We start from the raw sequence: 15,906 nt of genomic DNA on the forward strand, positions 1-15,906 counted from the left end.
ACGTCCTCGTGGGGAGCCCTTCGGCGCCGGGGGCGGATCCGTCAGCCGACGCGGACCTCCGCGAGCTGCAGGCGGTGCTTGGCGGACTCGTCGGTGGCGGGCCTGCCGAGCCTGGTGACCCTCAGCCGGAGGTAGCGGCCGGTGGCGGAGGTGAGGGTGTAGGTCTGGGCGGCTCCGTTCGGGTTCGGTTCGCCGGTGACGGTGCGGGCGGTGGTGTAGGAGGTGGCGCCGTCGAGGCGGGTCTGAAGCGTGAAGTCGACCGGGAAGCCCGCCGTCCCGCCGCCCGCGCCGGCGGTGTCCGTGCGCGGGTGGAGGGTGACGCTGCCGATGGCCCGGTCGGCGCCGAGGTCGACCTCGATCCACACGGGCGTGTCACTGACATCGGCGGAGGCGAAGTCGATGCTGGTGAAGCCCTTGGCGCCGGTCGCGCTGGTGAGGGTGCCGTCGAGCACCCGGGTCTTGCCCCAGTCGCCGTTCTCCAGCGTGCAGTTGCCGGTGACGGTGGTCGCGGCGGTGGGCACGGTGAGTTCGGCGAGCTGGAGGCGGTACTTGGCGGACTCGTCCGTGGCGGGGGCGCCGAGCCGCGTGGCCCGCAGCCGCACGTACCGGGCGGTCGTGGTCCTGAAGCCGTACGTCTGGACGCGGCCGTCGGGGTTGGCCTGTCCGGTGACGGTGCGGACGGTGGTGTAGGTGCTCGATCCGTCGGGCCGGGTCTGGAGGGTGAAGTCGACCGGGAAGCCGGCCGTGCCGCCGCCGGCGGCCGGGGTGTCGGTGCGGGGGAAGAGGCGTACGGCGTCGAGGTCGGTGTCGGCGCCGAGGTCGACCTCGACCCAGACGGGGTCGGCGCTGATGTCGGCGGAGGGGAAGTCGTTGCTGGTGTAGCCCCGGGCGCCGCTGACGCTGGTGAGCTTGCCGTCGGTGAGCCGGTTCCGGCCCCATTCACCGTTCTCCAGGCTGTTGTTGCTGGTGACGGGCTTGGCGAGGGCGAGGTTGTCGAGCCGGCCCGCTCCGGTGACGGTGAACGTCCACGCGCCCGGCTGGAGCAGGAAGTAGACGTACGAGGCGTCCTTGCCGTCGTAGGTCAGCCCGGTGACGGCGCCGGTGGCGGAACCGCCGCTGAAGACCGTGGTGTCGCCCGCCTTGACGACGGGCTGCGCGCCGCCGTACGTGGGCACGCCCACCCGGGCGGTCGTGCCGCCGGGCGAGGTGAGCGTCAGCGTCACCTTGGTGCCGTCGCGGGTGATCCCGAAGCGGGTGTCGCCCTTGCCCGTGGGCACGACGGTGTTGATCTTCGTCAGGGTGCCGGTCTGCGGGACGACCTCGTACGTGCTCCAGCCCGGTGCGGTGGGGCGGACGCCCGCGGCGTAGGCGGACAGGGCGTACAGGGGGCCGCCGTTCCAGGCGTGGTTGTCGGTGCCGGCGGCCTTGTCCCACAGCTCCCACAGGGTGTGGCAGGCGGGGTCGGTGACCTGGGCGGCGAAGCGGTTGCGCATCCGCTCCTCGGCGACCGTGGCCGCGCCCATGAGGTAGAGCGCCTCGAGGACGTAGAACTCCATGTAGGGGCTGGCGTTGAGGTGCGTGCGCAGCACCTCGGTGATGGCCTTGTACCGGGAGGCGGGGGCCAGTCCGGCGACGACGGCGAGTCCGTTGCCACGGTCGTCGGTGTCACCGGTGTAGCCGGGTGACCGGTACTCGTTTCTCGACGCGTTCCACAGGACGCGGTCGAAGTTGGCCTTGACGCTGTCGCGCCGGGACTTCCAGCCCGCCACGTCGCCGGTGTTGCCGCTGAGGTCGGCGAGCTTGGCGGCGGTGTCCAGGGCCAGGTAGTACCAGCAGTTGTCGAGGACGCGGGCGTCGATGTTCGAGCCCCAGTCCTCCCAGTCCCAGTCGCCCGCCCGGTGGTTGACCAGGCCGTCGCCGTCCAGGGTCCACAGGTCGAGGTACTTCTTGACCGCCGGGTAGGCGACGGTGACGGCGGCCTCGTCGCCGGTGTAGAGGTAGTACGTCCAGAAGGACCACACCGACGCCAGCATCTGGACCGGCAGTTCGGCGGTCCAGATCGTCGTGGGGACCGGCGAGTAAAGCTGGCCGCCGGACTTCTGCCAGGCGGCGAGCTGGGCGATGGCCTTCTTGCCGAGGGCGTGGGACCGGGTGTCGAAGGTGTAGAAGCCCTCCTTGAGCTGGTTGACCACGTCCCCCCACCACTGGGCGCGCTCACGCGTGGGACAGTCCATGTAGTTGTCGCGCATGTTGACGTACATCGTGCGGGCCGCCTTGGTCCACAACGTGTCCAGGAAGGCGTCGCTGCTGCTGAACGACCCCGCGAAGTCGGTGTCGTAGCCCGACTCCCGGTACTTCAGCTCCAGGATCGTCACGTCGGCGGGAATCGTGTACCGCACCGCCGTCCCGCTCATCCACCCCAGCGACTCGAACTCCTGCACACCGCCGACGCAGACGTAGGTGGCGCGCATGTTGTACTGCGTCCCGGGCTCGATCCCGGTGAGGCCCGCGCCGTCGTCATAGTGGTCGGTCTGGATGCCGATCACGGCGCCGGCCGGTGCGTCGACCTTCAGGAACGGGGTCACCTGGATGTTCGACGGCAGTGTGGCCGAGATCGGGGTGGACCCGCGCCCCGAGGTCGGCAGCGACGAGGCGTTGGCGTACGTCCTCAGACCGGAGTAGCGGAACTGCGGGATCGGGCGCTCGACGAGACCGTTCCAGGGCGCGGCGCCCGCGGCGCCGAAATCGGTCGGCGCGGTCCAGGCGCCGTCGTCGAACCCGGGCGAGCGCCAGCCCGACATGACGGCTGCGGCGCGGGCGTCGTAGTGCACATTGGACTCGGGCAACCGGAAGTTGACCTGCGTACCGCTGGTGTTGTGCGAGTAACCAGGATGAACCCGGTGCTTCCAGCCGGTGTCGCTGACCAGCCGGGTGGTGTTCGCGCCGACCTCGATGTCCGACTGGAAGAGCAGCCCGCCCTTGCCGCTGCTGTTGTGCGAGAAGCCCTGCTTGCCGAAGTACCAGACCAGCAGCGCCACGGTGTTGCTGCCGCTCCTCAGGTACGGGGCGAGGTCGATCTCGTCGTAGTAGGTGTCCGTGCGGTTGGGGCCACGCTTGAGCCCGCCCTCGAAGACCACCAGGGTGCCGTTGACCCACAGCCAGTACTTCGAGTCCGCCGCGATCCGGGTGACCGCGTTCGCCGGTGCCGCGGCGAGGGTGAACGATCTGCGGAAGGCCACCCACTGGTTGGTGGAACTGGTCGGGGCCCAGATCCACTTCGCGGTCCAGGAGACGGCGGCGGACGCCGTGGCCGCGAGCCCCGGCAGCACGAGGGAGCCCAGGGTGGGAGCGAGGGCCACGGCTATGGCCGAGCGCAGGGTGGACCGGCGGGTGATGTCGGGCATGGGCGGCTCTCCTGGCGATGACTGAGGGGCGGGCTAGGGGCGGGGCTGTGTGGTGTGCGGCGGTGCGGTGCGGCGGCTCGGATTGAATCGATTCAATCCGGGGTCGCATGCGGCTCATTCGTAAAACGTGCCACACGGGGAACGCCCAAAGATTGAGGCGAGGGGGGCCGGATCGTCAAGGACTCTGCGAGTAACGTTCCGAAACGCCGCCGAGGCGGAGCGGTGCGTGACGATGGAGGTAGGAACCCCAGTGCAATCAACCGGCGGCTCGAAGCGAGTCACGATCGCCGACGTCGCGCGCAGCGCCGGGGTGTCCACCTCGGCCGTGTCGAAAGTGCTCAACAACGCCTACGGAGTGAGCCCGGCGATGCGTGAGCGGGTGCGGACGGCGATGACCGAGCTGAACTACCGCCCGCACGCCGCCGCGCGGGGGATGCGGGGTCGTACGTACACGATCGGCGTGCTCCTCGCGAGCATCCGCAACGCGTTCTACGCCGATCTCCTGGACGGGGTGAACGCGGTGCTGCGGGACACCGAGTACGCGCTGTTCCTCGGCTCCAGCGGCTCGTCGGAGAAGTCCGAGAAGGAGGAGCAGACCCGGCTGATCCACGCGATGGTGGACCGGCGGATGGACGGCCTGATCCTGATCGCGCCCGCCGTCCGGCGCTCGGAGGTGGTGCGCATCGCGGCCGAGGTGCCGACGGTGGTGATCGGCCACCACGACCCGTCGCCGGCGTACGACTGCGTGGTCAACCAGGACGGCACGGGCGTCGACCTGGTCATGGACCACCTCGTCGGCCTCGGGCACCGGGACATCGCCCACCTGTCGCATCCGACGGTGCGCGGCACCCAGTGGGAGCAGCGGCCCGAGCACCACGTCCGCGCCGCCTACCAAGCGGCGATGGCCCGGCACGGGCTGGCGGACCTGGCCCGGATCGTGCACTCCGGCTACTCGGACGAGGGCGGCTACCGGGGTGCGCGGGAACTGCTCACCTCCGCGCGCCCGCCCACCGCGATCTTCGCCGGCGCGGACGTCGCCGCGACCGGCGTCTACCGGGCCGCCGCGGAGCTGGGTGCGCGCATCCCCGAGGACCTGTCGCTCGCCGGGTACAACAACACGTCGGTCGCCGCGCTGGCACCGGTGAGCCTCACCAGCGTCGATCAGGCGGGCGCGCTGATGGGCGAGACGGCGGCCCGACTGCTGCTGGAACGCGTCGACGGACGACGCGACCGCGCGGTCGTGACGGCGTCGACCCCGCATCTGGTCGCGCGGGGCAGCACGGGCGCGGCGCGGGGTGGGCCGCTGCGGCTGCCGAGGCCGTAGCCGTAGCCGTAGCCGTAGCGGTGAGTCGGGTGAAACGTGGATCGTTCCACGGCGGTAGATGGACGGCGCAGAGGTCGGGGCCCGGGCTCGAAGCGGGCGGCAGCTGCCCCGCCTCACCCGGGGGACGGCCGGAGCTGTCACTTCGCCCGCTGCATGCGTCCGTGGTGCGATGGAAACGGGCGTGGTGCGATGGAACGGGGGCGGAAAGGAGGGCGATCATGCCCGCAACGAAGCGAACGAGTGTCGCCGCCTCGGTGTCGGTCCGCCCGCTGCTCGAGTCGGACCTCGACCGGGCCGACGAGATCTTCAGGGTCGCTTTCGGGACCTTCCTCGGGGCCCCTGAGCCGGAGACGTTCTTCGGCACCGCCGACTACGTCCGCACCCGCTGGGCGGCGGATCCGCGCGCGGCCTTCGCGGCGACCGTCGAGGGCGAGGTCGTCGGATCGAACTTCGCCGCCGACTGGGGCAGCGTGGGGTTCTTCGGCCCGCTGACCGTACGCCCGGATCTGTGGGACCAGGGCATCGGCAGGCGCCTCATGGAACCGGTCATGGCCTGCTTCGACACCTGGGGGAACCGCCACCTCGGCCTGTTCACCTTCTCGCACAGTCCCAAGCACCTCGAGCTCTACCGCCGGTACGGTTTCTGGCCCCGGTTCCTGACAGCCATCATGAAGAAGCAGGTCGGCGTCAGCGCGGCGGCCCCCGGCCGGGTGCTGTACGGCGAGCTGACCGCCGCTGAGCGGCCCGGCGCGCTGAGCCTCGGTCGCGCGCTGACGGGGGCCGTGTACGAGGGCCTGAGCCTGGAGCGCGAGATCACGGCCACACAGGCGCACGGGCTCGGCGACACCATCCTCCTCCAGGGCACCGACAGCGACCTCGACGGTCTGGCTGTCTGCCACTGCGGAGCGGGGTCGGAGGCCGGTGAGGACGTGTGCTTCGTCAAGTTCGGCGCGGTACGTCCGGGCCCGGACGCCGTGGAGCGGTTCGAACGGCTGCTGGACGCGTGCGAGCAGTTGGCCGCCGAGAAGGGGCTGGGACAACTGGACGCCGGAATGAACCTGGCCCGCGAGGATGCCTACCGGTGCATGGTCGACCGCGGCTTCCGTACGTGGCTGCAAGGCGTGACGATGCACAGGCCCAACGAACCCGGCTACAGCCACCCGGACGCCTACGTGATCGACGACTGGCGCTGAGCCGCCACTGACGGTCCGCCACCGTTCCCGTTCCCGTTCTCGTTCCCAGTGGCCGGCTCGCACCGCGCGGGCATGACGGTCAGCCTGGCCAACCGCCCCCGTCGGCGGTGGACTTGGCGAATTCGGCGAAGGTGCGCGGCGGGCGGCCGAGGGCACGCTGCACGCCGTCGGAGACGTACGCGTCCCTCCCCTCCCTGAGGGGCTCGATGACGTCCGCGAAGGCTTCGGCGTCCGCCGGCGGCAAGCCCTGCTGAACGAGTTCCGCGACGTAGCGCTCGACGGAGAGCGGCACGTAGCGGATGTCGCGGCCGGTGGCCTCGGAGATCGTGGCGACCGCCTCGGTCAGCGTCACCGCCCGGGGTCCGGACAACTCGTAGATCTGGCCCGCGTGCCCGTCCTCGGTCAGCGCGGCGGTCACCACCGCGGCGATGTCCTCGGCGTCGACGAAGCCGGCAGCCCCGTCGCCGGCGGGCAGCCGCAGTTCACCGGCGAGGACGGCATCGGCGAAGAAGCCCTCACTGAAGTTCTGCGCGAACCAGCCCGGCCTGCTGATCGTCCACTCCAGACCGCTCTCCCGCACGGCGGCCTCGCTGTCGACGATGCCCTCCAAGACGCCGCTGCTGTCCTTCGCGTAATCCGGATTGTCGATCCCCCGCCCCGAGGCCAGCACGATGCGCCGCACCCCATGCCGCACCGCCCGCTCGACGAACGGGCGAACGAGTTTCGTGCCGTCCAACTGCACGATGTACAGAGACCGCACGTCCTCCAGAGCGGCATCCCAGGTGCCGCTGTCGGTCCAGTCGAAGTGGTGCTCGCCGTTCCGGGCCGCCGCGCGAACCGGCAGCCCCTTGGCCCGTAGTTGGCTGACAACGCGGCGGCCGGACTTACCCGTTGCCCCGGTGACAAGAATCGGATGCTCAGACATGACCTCAGTCAACCGGCGTACGTCGAGACGATCCATGGCTGACAGGCTCCGAATGATGTCTGAGCGTCTACGCTGCAGGACATGGACGCCGTTTCGGAGCTGTTGGCGGAGGTACGGGCGCGCGGCGCCGTGTTCCGGCAGACGATCATGCGACCGCCCTGGGCCTTGCGGATGGCCAGTGGCGCCCCGCTGACGCTGGCCACGATGCTGCGCGGCCGGGCCTGGATCGTTCCCGACCAGCACGAACCGGTACCCATCAGCGTCGGCGACATCGCCGTCATCCGCGGCGACGCGCCCTACACGGTGGCCGACGCCCCCGCGACCACACCCTCGCTGACGGTGACCAGCGCCGACTACTGCGCGGGAGCCGAGGGCGTCGAGCACGCCTCCGGGCGGCCCGCCCGGACCTGCGGGACGCCGGTCGAGGGGGCTGCCGTGCTGGTCAGCGGGGCTTTCGAGCGTCGGGGAGAGCTCAGCGAACGGCTGCTGCGGGCCCTGCCCGCTGTGCTGGTCGTGCCGTCCGAGGGCATCCCCCACCCGTCGGTGGAGATGGTGGCTGAGGAGGTCACCAGGGAGCGACCGGGACAACAGCTGGTGTTGGACCGGCTGCTGGACCTGATGCTGGTCTCCGCGCTGCGCGGCTGGTTCGACAACCCGGACGCCGATGCCCCGGCCTGGTGCCGCGCACTGGACGACCCGGTCGTGGGTACCGCGCTGCGGCTGTTGCACGACGCGCCCGCCCGCCCTTGGACGGTGGCGGACCTGGCGGCCCAGGTGGGGGTGTCGCGGGCGACGCTCGCCCGGCGGTTCACGGCGCTGGTCGGCGAACCACCGATGGCCTACCTCGCGGACTGGCGGATCACCTTGGCCGCGGACCTGCTGCGGGAGACCGACCACACGGTGGGCACGATCGCGAGGAAGGTGGGCTACGCCAACGCCTTCGCCCTGAGCGTGGCGTTCAAACGCCTACGCGGCACACGCCCCAGCGATCACCGCAGCCCGAAACCAGACCAGTGGCGAGCCGGATAAGCCGGATGAGCCGGCCGAGTCTGCATGCCCGAACCGATCACCCCGGCGTGCCCTCTTGCTTGCTTGGTACAGAGAAGGTTCTTTCATCCGGCCGGGGTGCACCTCTTATGGCTCTGGCGTCGGCTCGATGGCCTGGGGAAAGCCCAACTCGTCCAGCAGCGCGCTGAAGAGGTCCTCCGCGAAGGACTCCCGCGAGCACAGGAGTTCCTCGACCCGGGACTGTTCAGCTGCGACGGGGATGCCAGCCGCCGCAGCCCACACCAGGGCGCCCTCGGCGTCGGCCGGAACGTCCGCTCGGAGCTCCGCGCGCTTGCGCCGCACGGCTTCGTCGAACTCGGGTGTGTCCACCCACAGGCACATGTCGTCCAGGTCCTCGGGTTCCTCGGCGAGGAGTGCCGCAGCCTTGTCCAGGTTGAGCCACGCCTGCCAACGCCGCCCGTTCGTACCCAGCCCGGTCACGAGGGCGATGTCGCTGTCGGAGACGTCTGCGACGCAGGCCGGTGTGCCGGTCCACCCGACCAGGGCGGACAGGTGGCCGTCCTCCCACAGTCCGTGATCGAACTGGAGGGTCTGCCAACCACCCGGCCGCGGCCACCACGCATGCACGGTGTCCCTCAGCCGCTGATCGATGCTGTCGAAGACAGGTGCCTGCAGCAGCGGACACTCACTGCGAGCGAAAACCAGGTGCCCCGAAAATCCCACCGGACCTCCTCCTTGGAGACGTTGCGCGCACCACGTCTGAAGTTCGGGCGAACACCTGCCCAGGAACTCGTCCGTACTGGCTCTGCCGACCGCGGATCCGCTGGGAGATCCGCGATCTCTACGACCACCTCCGGGCAGTCGCGCTCTCCCGTGAGCTGGATGGAGACGGACGGCCCTCTGTCCCACTCCATCCAGGCGACGTCCTCGCCGGCATCGAGCCGGTTCAGCGCGGCGGCCCAGCTTTCCAACTTCGAGGTCGACAGCACCAGGGCGATGCGGCCGCACACGAAGGGGGTCCTGACGACGATCTCGGCGTCAAGCCCGGCCGTCCACCTGGTGTCGCGCCCCAGAACGCTGACGGTGACGCTGTTCCCCTCGTCATCAGCGAGAGAGATGAGCTCCCTCGGAGCGACGTCATCCATGGTCGGCTCTCCCGCGTAGTCGGATGTTCGGGCAGCGGTAGAAGAGTTCGGGGTCGCCTTCGTCCAGCCCGTGGAGCAGACCGACCGGGCTCCGGCCGCCGAACTGCCGCAGGCGCTGCATGGGGTGGTTGGAGACATTGGTCGAAGTGAACAGCTTCGGTGTGGTGCACCTGGCTTCAGTGGCCTTGAGGAGATGTGTGCCCACGCCTTGTTCGCACCAGCGTCGGATGCTCACACCTCGCGCGTGGTCGCCCGCTGCGGCGACGGAGTCGATCCCGGCCAATTCGGTGCAGTCCGACGAGGTAGCGCGACGCGTCACCAGCCCGCCGGGGTTTGCTAGAGCCATGTGGTGCATCGTGGCAGCCACGGGGGCGGGGTGCGCACCCATTAAGTTCGGCGGGGCTTGGTGCCGGCCAGTGCCGCACGAGTGGCCGGAACCTGCCCGGAGGCGCTGGACGGCGCCGCCGCAGTCCGACGGCCCGGTGCCCGTCCGCACCCGTCAAGCCGTCAAGCCGTCTGAACGTCACCTCGTCGCTTCCTTGTCGGGGCAGGGAGCGCCTTCCCCGGGGTGCCACCTCGCGACGTTCTTCCCGGCCCGTCGGTCCATCTCTCGCCACTCCGGCCGCAGTCCCGCCAAGCTCGTGGTGAGGAAGTACACGGCCCCGCACACGAGCAGCACCGGCACGAGTCCGGCGGAGGACACCACCGGCCCGGCGATGAGCCCGCCGAGGGGGATGCCTGCCCACGCCAGCGAGTCGCCGAGCGCGTTGACCCGGCCCAGCAGGCGGCGTGGGACCCGTTCGAGGAGGACGGCCCCGATCACCGGGTTGAGGAAGCCCGCGCCGAATCCACTGACCGCGAAGACGGCCACCACCGCTCCCGGCGGAGCATCGACGGCGAGGATCAGAAATCTCGGGGCACCGGCCAGCAGGAACCCGGCGAAGAACACGAGCCGCCGGCGCAGCCGGTGTGCGGCCAGGGCCGCTATCAGGCTCCCCACCACCGCCGCGGCCCCCATCGCGCTGCCGGTGAGACCGATCGCGGCCGGCCCGTTGCCGGACTCCTTGGCCCAGACGGGCATGAGAACCGTCATGAACGCGGCATCGAGCAGATTGGTGATCCCGACCATGACGATCACCGTGAGCAGCAGCGGCTGGGTCCGCAGGAAGGCGAAGCCTTCGCCGAATCGTTTCCAGTAGCCCGTCCTCGTCTCCCCCGCCTGCGCCGAGGTGTCCTCGGCCGGCTCCCCCACCCGGCGAGGCAGCGCCAGCGCGATGATCACCGATCCGAGAGCGAAGCAGCCCGCGTTGACGACGAGCACGGTCAAGGGACCCAGCAGCGCCACCAAGGAGCCACCGGCTGCCGGGCCGACGGTGGAGGCGAGCCGCTCGGTCGCGCCGGACAGGCCGGTGGCCCGCTCCAGCCGCACCCCACCGCGCTCGGCCGCCTCCGGGACCATGACTTCCTTGGCCAGGTCCCCGGGTCCGCGAGCGGCGCCGACCACCGCGACCAGGGTCAGCAGGAGCGGGAACGACAGCAGGTGCAGGGCGTGGAACAGGGGGACGGCGGCGACGGCGGTCGCGCTGGCGAGGTCGGTGGTCCAGGAGACGGTCCGGGGGCCGACCCGGTCCACCAGTGGCCCGGTGAGCGCCTTGACCACCACGTAGGGAGCCGTCTCGAAGAAGGCGACCAGCCCGGTCTGCGTGGCACTGCCGGTCGAGACCAGGACGAACCAGGGCAGGGCGACCGCCGAGACCCGCGTACCTGTCAGCGACACCGCCATGGCCGCCAGCACCCCGCCCAGAGGCCGTAAGGACGACCGTCTTCCGGGCAGCACGCCGTCAGCACCTAAGGCGTCCCCCATCACGACGTCTCCGTCCCCGCCGCGCTCTCCGTCGCCGCCTCGGCCTTCGTTCCTGCCGCGGTCTCCCGACCGGAGTGCTCCTCCGACGCGGCGGGCGCGTCCAGTTCCGGCAGGATGTGTGCGACGACGCCGACCCGCTGGGCCCCTTCCGGGGCACTCGCCGCCTCCTCGGGCGTGTCCTTCCGGTACCGGGCGATGACCTCGCGCAGTTCCCGCCGCAGGCCGACGGCCTCCTCGGGTGTGAGCCGCAAGGCCCAGTCGCTGATGTCGAAGGTGTCCCGCCACGCGCGGGGCATCGTCTGCAGCTCGTTCAGCGTCTGCTGGGTGCGCAGGGTGTACGTGGTGGCGACGGACTGCAGGAAGGCCATGGTGGCCTCGGGCTCCCGTTCGACCAGCTCCCGGTCGTTGAGCTCCGTCGTCTGATGCACCGACCGCCACCAGCGCTCTCGCGCGTTGCCGCGCTCCGTGTCCTCCTCGACGAAACCGGCCGCGCCGAGTTGGCGCAGGTGGTAGCTGGCCGTCCCGGAGTTCACGCCCAGCCGCTCCGCGAGACGGGTGGCTGTCGACGGGCCGTACTTCCGCAGCAGCCCGATCAGCTGCACCCGCACCGGATGCGCCATGGCCCGCAGCCCTTTGGCATCCAGAACAACGGAGGTCTCCTCGACGGTCGCGCCCTCGGGCCTCTTCATCGCATCGGTCACACCACGAGGCTAGACCACAAAGAGTTCTTCGCAAAGGTTTCTTTGCGAAGAGTTCTTCGCGAAGGCTTGTACGCAAAAACCCTCGCCGGGGCCCCGCTCACCCCCTCGGCGCCCGTGCCGCCCGTGCCGCCCGTGCCGCCAGTGCCTCCAGCAGCAGGTCGACCGCGTTCTCGAAGGAGCTCTCGCCCATCGTGCGCAGGTCCTGGCGGACGGCGGTCAGGGCGGGGTACGAGGACGGGTCCAGGCCCTGGTAGGCCTCGGTCCACGCCCGCTCGTCGGCCTCGCGCTGTCCGCGTGGGAGTGCCTGGAACGCCGCCTCCATGGCCGCGTGGCTGAGCACGGTGTCGATGTACGTCAGGTACAGGCGGGTCGCGTCGGCCGGTGCGAAGCCCGCCGTGAGCAGCAGTCCGATGCCGGTGTCGACGGCGCGGATCTCGTGGGGGCGCCGGGTCACCCGGTACGAGGCGAAGGCCGCCGCGCGGGGGTGGGCGAGGTAGCCGTCACGGACCCGCAGGGCCATCTCGCGCAGGGCGGCCACCCAGTCGTCGCCGGGGACGAAGCCCGCCATCGCGTCGCCGATGATGCGGTCGGCGATGGCGAGCACCAGGTCGTCCGTGCCGTGGAAGTAGCGGTAGAGGGCACTGGGGTCGCAGCCCAGGGCGGTGCCGAGCCGGCGCACGCTGAGCGCCTCCGGGCCGTGCTCGCCGATCAGCCGGAGCGCGGTCTCCACGATCAGCTCCTCCGAGAGGATCACGCCCGAGCGGGTGGGGCGGCGGCGGCTGCGTTCCTGCGGGACACGGCTGGACATCGAGGGCTCCTGTCGGTCGGGACGCGTACCCGCAGTGAAGGGGCCGGGTGCCCTTATGTCAACAGCATTGACGCAAGACGAACGCCGGGTGTTCCATCACAGTCCCGCGCGGCTCTACCCTCGTCACTCTCCCCACGAGGAGCCTCCATGTCATCCACCCCCTTGCGCCGCTCCCTCGGCGTGGTCGACGGCGTCGCCATCGCCGCCTCCAGCACGGCCGCCACCACCAGCATCGCCATCGGCATGGGCACGATCGCGACCATCGTGGGGCTCCAGGGGCCGGCCCTGCTGCTCCTCGCCTTCCTGCCCGTGCTCGGCATCGCGACCGCCTACGCCCGGCTCAACCGCTCCGAGCCCAACTGCGGCAACGGCTACACCTGGGTCGGCAGGACCCTGGGCCCCTGGCCGGGCTTCCTGACCGGCTGGGTCACCCTGGTCGGCTCGGTCATCTTCTGTGCCTACACCAGCGCCGTCATGGGCTCGGTCGTCCTGGTCTTCGCCAACAAGGCCGGACTCGACAGCCTCGCGGGCGTCGCCCTCGATCCGACGTCCACCGGCGTCAGCACGGGGGTCGGGCTGGTGCTCCTGCTGGGACTGACCGCCCTCGCCGTCACCGGCACCCGCACCACCACCCGCTTCCAGTTCGCGCTGCTGGTCTTCGAGTACGCCGTGCTCATCGGGTTCTGCGGCTGGGCTCTCGTCACCGGTGAGCAGTCCTTCTCGCTGTCCTGGTTCAACCCCTTCGAGATCGCCGACGGCACCACCTTCGCCCAGGGCATGGTCCTCGCGGTGTTCTTCTTCTGGGGCTGGGACGCGGCCTTCAGCGTCACGGAGGAGACCAGGAAGCCGGACGACGCGGCCCGGGGCGGCCTGATCGCGCTGTTCGCGATGCTGGGCCTGTTCCTCTTCGCCTCGGTGGCCTTCCAGCGGGAGATGAGCCTCGCCGAGCTGATCCAGAACGGTCCGCAGGCTCTGCCGTACCTCGGGCAGAAGCTGGCCGCCGAGCCCTGGGCCACCCTCCCCCTGGTCGCCCTGATGTTCTCCGCCGCGGCCTCCGTGCAGTCCACGCTGATCCCGACGGCACGCGGCCTGCTCGCGATGCGCCGGGACCGCACGATGGGCCCGCTGTGGACCCGGGTCCACCCGCGCTACGGCACGCCGGCCGCCGGCACGGTCGTCGTGCTCGCCGTCGCCGCCTCGATCGCGCTGCTGGCCGTCGCCCTGCCCAAGCTGAGCGACATGCTGCTGGCCGCCGTCAACGCCATCGGTCTGCTCGTCGCCCTCTACTACGGCCTCACCGCGCTCGCGTGCGCCGTCCGCTTCCGGTCCACCCGGCACGAGGGGCTGCGCACGGCGGTGCTCGCCGTGGGGGTGCCCGCCGTGTCCGGGCTGATCCTGCTCGGCCTCGGCGGCTACCTCGGGTACTCCTACCTGACGATGAGCGACCACTTCGAACTGAGCCCCGACAACGGGTGGTTCATGTTCTCCCTGCCCGCCGCCATCGTCCTCGCGGGTCTCGGGATGGCCGCGGTCGCCAAGTACGTGCGCCGGTCGCCGTACTTCGCCACGGGACGCGGTACCGACGCCGAGGCCATCACCCTGCCCATGGACCGCACACCGGCCTGACCCGCCCCCGCCCCTCCCTCCCCGGCACCTCCCCACACCTCCCCCTGGAGTTCTTCCGCATGCCTCAGTCCCAGGTCACGGGCCCCGCCGACCTCGTTTTCACCGGCGGGCCCGTCCACACCGTCGATCCCGCGCGCAGCCGCGCCACCGCCGTGGCCGTGCACGGCGGACGGATCACGGCCGTCGGCCACGACGAGGTGCACGCCCTCATCGGGCCCGGCACCGAAATCGTCGACCTCTCCGGGAAGCTGCTGCTGCCCGGCTTCCAGGACGCCCACGTCCATCCCCAGGGCGCGGGCCTGGAACTGGGCCTGTGCCACCTCGCCGACACGGTCGACCCCGCCGAGTACCTGCGGCGGATCCGGGCGTACGCCGACGAGCACCCGGACGTCGAATGGATCACCGGTGGCGGCTGGTCCCTGGAGGCCTTCCCCGGCGGCGCCCCCACCGCCACCGCGCTCGACGCGGTCGTCCCCGACCGGCCCGTCTTCCTGCCCAACCGCGACCACCACGGCGCCTGGGTCAACTCCAAGGCCCTGGAGCTGGCCGGGATCGACGCCCGCACCCCCGACCCCGCCGACGGCCGTATCGAACGCGACGCCGACGGCCGCCCGACCGGCATGCTCCAGGAGGGCGCCGTCCACCTCGTCGGCCGGCTGGTGCCCGACCCCACCCCCGAGGAACAGCTCGCCGCCCTGCTGCGCGCCCAGGCCGTGCTGCACTCCCACGGGGTCACCGCCTGGCAGGACGCCATCGTCGGCGTGTACGCCAACATGACCGACCCGGCGCCCTCGTACCGCGCGGCCCTGGACCGGGGGCTGCTCACCGCACGCGTCGTCGGCGCCCTGTGGTGGGACCGGGAGCGCGGCGCCGAGCAGATCCCCGAACTGCTCGCGCGGCGCGAGGAGTTGAGCGGAGGCCGGTTCCGCGCCGGGACGGTGAAGATCATGCAGGACGGCATCGCCGAGAACCACACGGCCGCGATGCTCGACCCGTATCTCACGGGCTGCGGCTGCGCCTCGGACGGCAGCGGCATCAGCTTCGTCGAACCGGGCGAGCTGAGGAAGTACGTCACCGAACTCGACGCGCTCGGCTTCCAGGTGCACTTCCACGCCCTCGGCGACCGCGCGGTGCGCGAGGCACTCGACGCCGTGGAGGCAGCCCGTACCGCCAACGGCCACCGGGACACCCGCCACCACCTGGCGCACCTCCAGGTGGTGCACCCCGACGACGTACGGCGGTTCCGGGCGCTCGGCGCCACCGCCAACCTGCAGATGCTGTGGGCCGCCCACGAGCCCCAGATGGACGAGCTCACCCTGCCGTTCCTCGGCCCGGAACGGGGCGCCCGGCAGTACCCGTTCGGCGATCTGCTGCGCGCCGGGGCCACCCTCGCGGCGGGCAGCGACTGGCCCGTCAGCAGCCCGGACCCGCTCCAGGCCGTGCACGTCGCCGTCAACCGCGTCTCCCCGGACGCCCCCGAGGGCACCCCGGAGTTCCTGCCCGCCCAGCGTCTCGACCTCGGCACCGCCCTCGCCGCGTACACGGCGGGCAGCGCCTACGCCAACCACCTCGACGCCCTCACCGGCAGCATCACGGTCGGGAAGGCGGCCGATCTGGTCGTCCTCGACCGCGACCCGTTCACGCGCCCGGCCACCGAGATCGCGGCCACCCGGGTCCTGCAGACCTTCGTGGACGGGGCCCGCGTCCACGCGGCACCCGACGCGTGACCTCCCGGGCATCCGACGCCTGACGACCCCGGCACCCGAGGACCTGCGCCCCACGGCTCGTGGGGCGCGGGTCCGGCCGTACGGAGATGTGTCCGACCCCTTGACGACTGTCGTGTGACTGCGTAGACATGACTACGCAGACATGACAGCGCAGTCAGAGGAGTGATGTCTGACATCATTG

13 protein-coding genes are annotated in these 15,906 nt (G+C 71.1%); 5 read left to right on the plus strand and 8 right to left on the minus strand.

Going from position 1 to position 15,906, the window contains the following annotated elements:
* Positions 1 to 41: 41 nt before the first annotated feature.
* On the minus strand, positions 42 to 3,404 hold the full coding sequence (locus PUR53_RS12010; RefSeq protein ID WP_329908287.1) for an alpha-L-rhamnosidase-related protein: 3,363 nt from the start codon (positions 3,402 to 3,404) through the stop codon (positions 42 to 44).
* 250 nt (positions 3,405 to 3,654) lie between these two features.
* On the opposite strand from PUR53_RS12010, the gene PUR53_RS12015 reads away from it, so the two are divergent.
* Positions 3,655 to 4,728 (plus strand): LacI family DNA-binding transcriptional regulator, encoded by a 1,074-nt coding sequence (locus PUR53_RS12015; RefSeq protein ID WP_329908289.1) that lies wholly within the window; start codon positions 3,655 to 3,657, stop codon positions 4,726 to 4,728.
* 218 nt (positions 4,729 to 4,946) lie between these two features.
* On the plus strand, positions 4,947 to 5,921 hold the full coding sequence (locus tag PUR53_RS12020) for a GNAT family N-acetyltransferase (RefSeq protein WP_329908291.1): 975 nt from the start codon (positions 4,947 to 4,949) through the stop codon (positions 5,919 to 5,921).
* Between the two features lie 79 nt (positions 5,922 to 6,000).
* Here the strand turns inward: PUR53_RS12020 and PUR53_RS12025 are convergent, their stop codons facing one another.
* Positions 6,001 to 6,846 (minus strand): SDR family oxidoreductase, encoded by an 846-nt coding sequence (locus PUR53_RS12025; RefSeq protein WP_329895272.1) that lies wholly within the window; start codon positions 6,844 to 6,846, stop codon positions 6,001 to 6,003.
* 81 nt (positions 6,847 to 6,927) lie between these two features.
* Here PUR53_RS12025 and PUR53_RS12030 point away from each other — a divergent pair, with 81 nt between their 5' ends.
* Positions 6,928 to 7,875, plus strand: a complete 948-nt coding sequence (locus PUR53_RS12030; protein WP_329908292.1) for an AraC family transcriptional regulator — start codon at positions 6,928 to 6,930, stop codon at positions 7,873 to 7,875.
* A gap of 105 nt (positions 7,876 to 7,980) precedes the next feature.
* Here the strand turns inward: PUR53_RS12030 and PUR53_RS12035 are convergent, their stop codons facing one another.
* The 6 genes from PUR53_RS12035 to PUR53_RS12060 all read right to left on the minus strand — a co-directional run bounded on the left by PUR53_RS12035 (position 7,981) and on the right by PUR53_RS12060 (position 12,372).
* On the minus strand, positions 7,981 to 8,481 hold the full coding sequence (locus PUR53_RS12035) for a hypothetical protein (protein ID WP_329908294.1): 501 nt from the start codon (positions 8,479 to 8,481) through the stop codon (positions 7,981 to 7,983).
* Between the two features lie 8 nt (positions 8,482 to 8,489).
* Positions 8,490 to 8,999, minus strand: a complete 510-nt coding sequence (locus PUR53_RS12040; RefSeq protein ID WP_329895269.1) for a DUF5959 family protein — start codon at positions 8,997 to 8,999, stop codon at positions 8,490 to 8,492.
* Positions 8,992 to 9,345 carry a hypothetical protein gene (locus PUR53_RS12045; RefSeq protein WP_329908295.1) on the minus strand — a complete coding sequence of 118 codons (354 nt, stop codon included), beginning with the start codon at positions 9,343 to 9,345 and terminating at the stop codon, positions 8,992 to 8,994. The genes PUR53_RS12040 and PUR53_RS12045 overlap by 8 nt, the downstream gene beginning before the upstream one ends.
* Before the next feature lie 177 nt (positions 9,346 to 9,522).
* Positions 9,523 to 10,863, minus strand: a complete 1,341-nt coding sequence (locus PUR53_RS12050) for an MFS transporter (RefSeq protein WP_329895267.1) — start codon at positions 10,861 to 10,863, stop codon at positions 9,523 to 9,525.
* On the minus strand, positions 10,863 to 11,552 hold the full coding sequence (locus PUR53_RS12055; RefSeq protein ID WP_329895293.1) for an ArsR/SmtB family transcription factor: 690 nt from the start codon (positions 11,550 to 11,552) through the stop codon (positions 10,863 to 10,865). The genes PUR53_RS12050 and PUR53_RS12055 overlap by 1 nt, the downstream gene beginning before the upstream one ends.
* A gap of 109 nt (positions 11,553 to 11,661) precedes the next feature.
* Positions 11,662 to 12,372, minus strand: a complete 711-nt coding sequence (locus PUR53_RS12060; RefSeq protein WP_329908296.1) for a TetR/AcrR family transcriptional regulator — start codon at positions 12,370 to 12,372, stop codon at positions 11,662 to 11,664.
* Between the two features lie 147 nt (positions 12,373 to 12,519).
* Here PUR53_RS12060 and PUR53_RS12065 point away from each other — a divergent pair, with 147 nt between their 5' ends.
* On the plus strand, positions 12,520 to 13,998 hold the full coding sequence (locus tag PUR53_RS12065) for an APC family permease (RefSeq protein ID WP_329908297.1): 1,479 nt from the start codon (positions 12,520 to 12,522) through the stop codon (positions 13,996 to 13,998).
* Positions 13,999 to 14,057: 59 nt separating this feature from the next.
* Positions 14,058 to 15,725 (plus strand): amidohydrolase, encoded by a 1,668-nt coding sequence (locus PUR53_RS12070; RefSeq protein ID WP_329908298.1) that lies wholly within the window; start codon positions 14,058 to 14,060, stop codon positions 15,723 to 15,725.
* Positions 15,726 to 15,906 lie beyond the last annotated feature (181 nt).

The sequence above is a fragment of the Streptomyces sp. SP18BB07 genome (assembly GCF_036322545.1).
GTDB lineage: Bacteria > Actinomycetota > Actinomycetes > Streptomycetales > Streptomycetaceae > Streptomyces > Streptomyces deccanensis.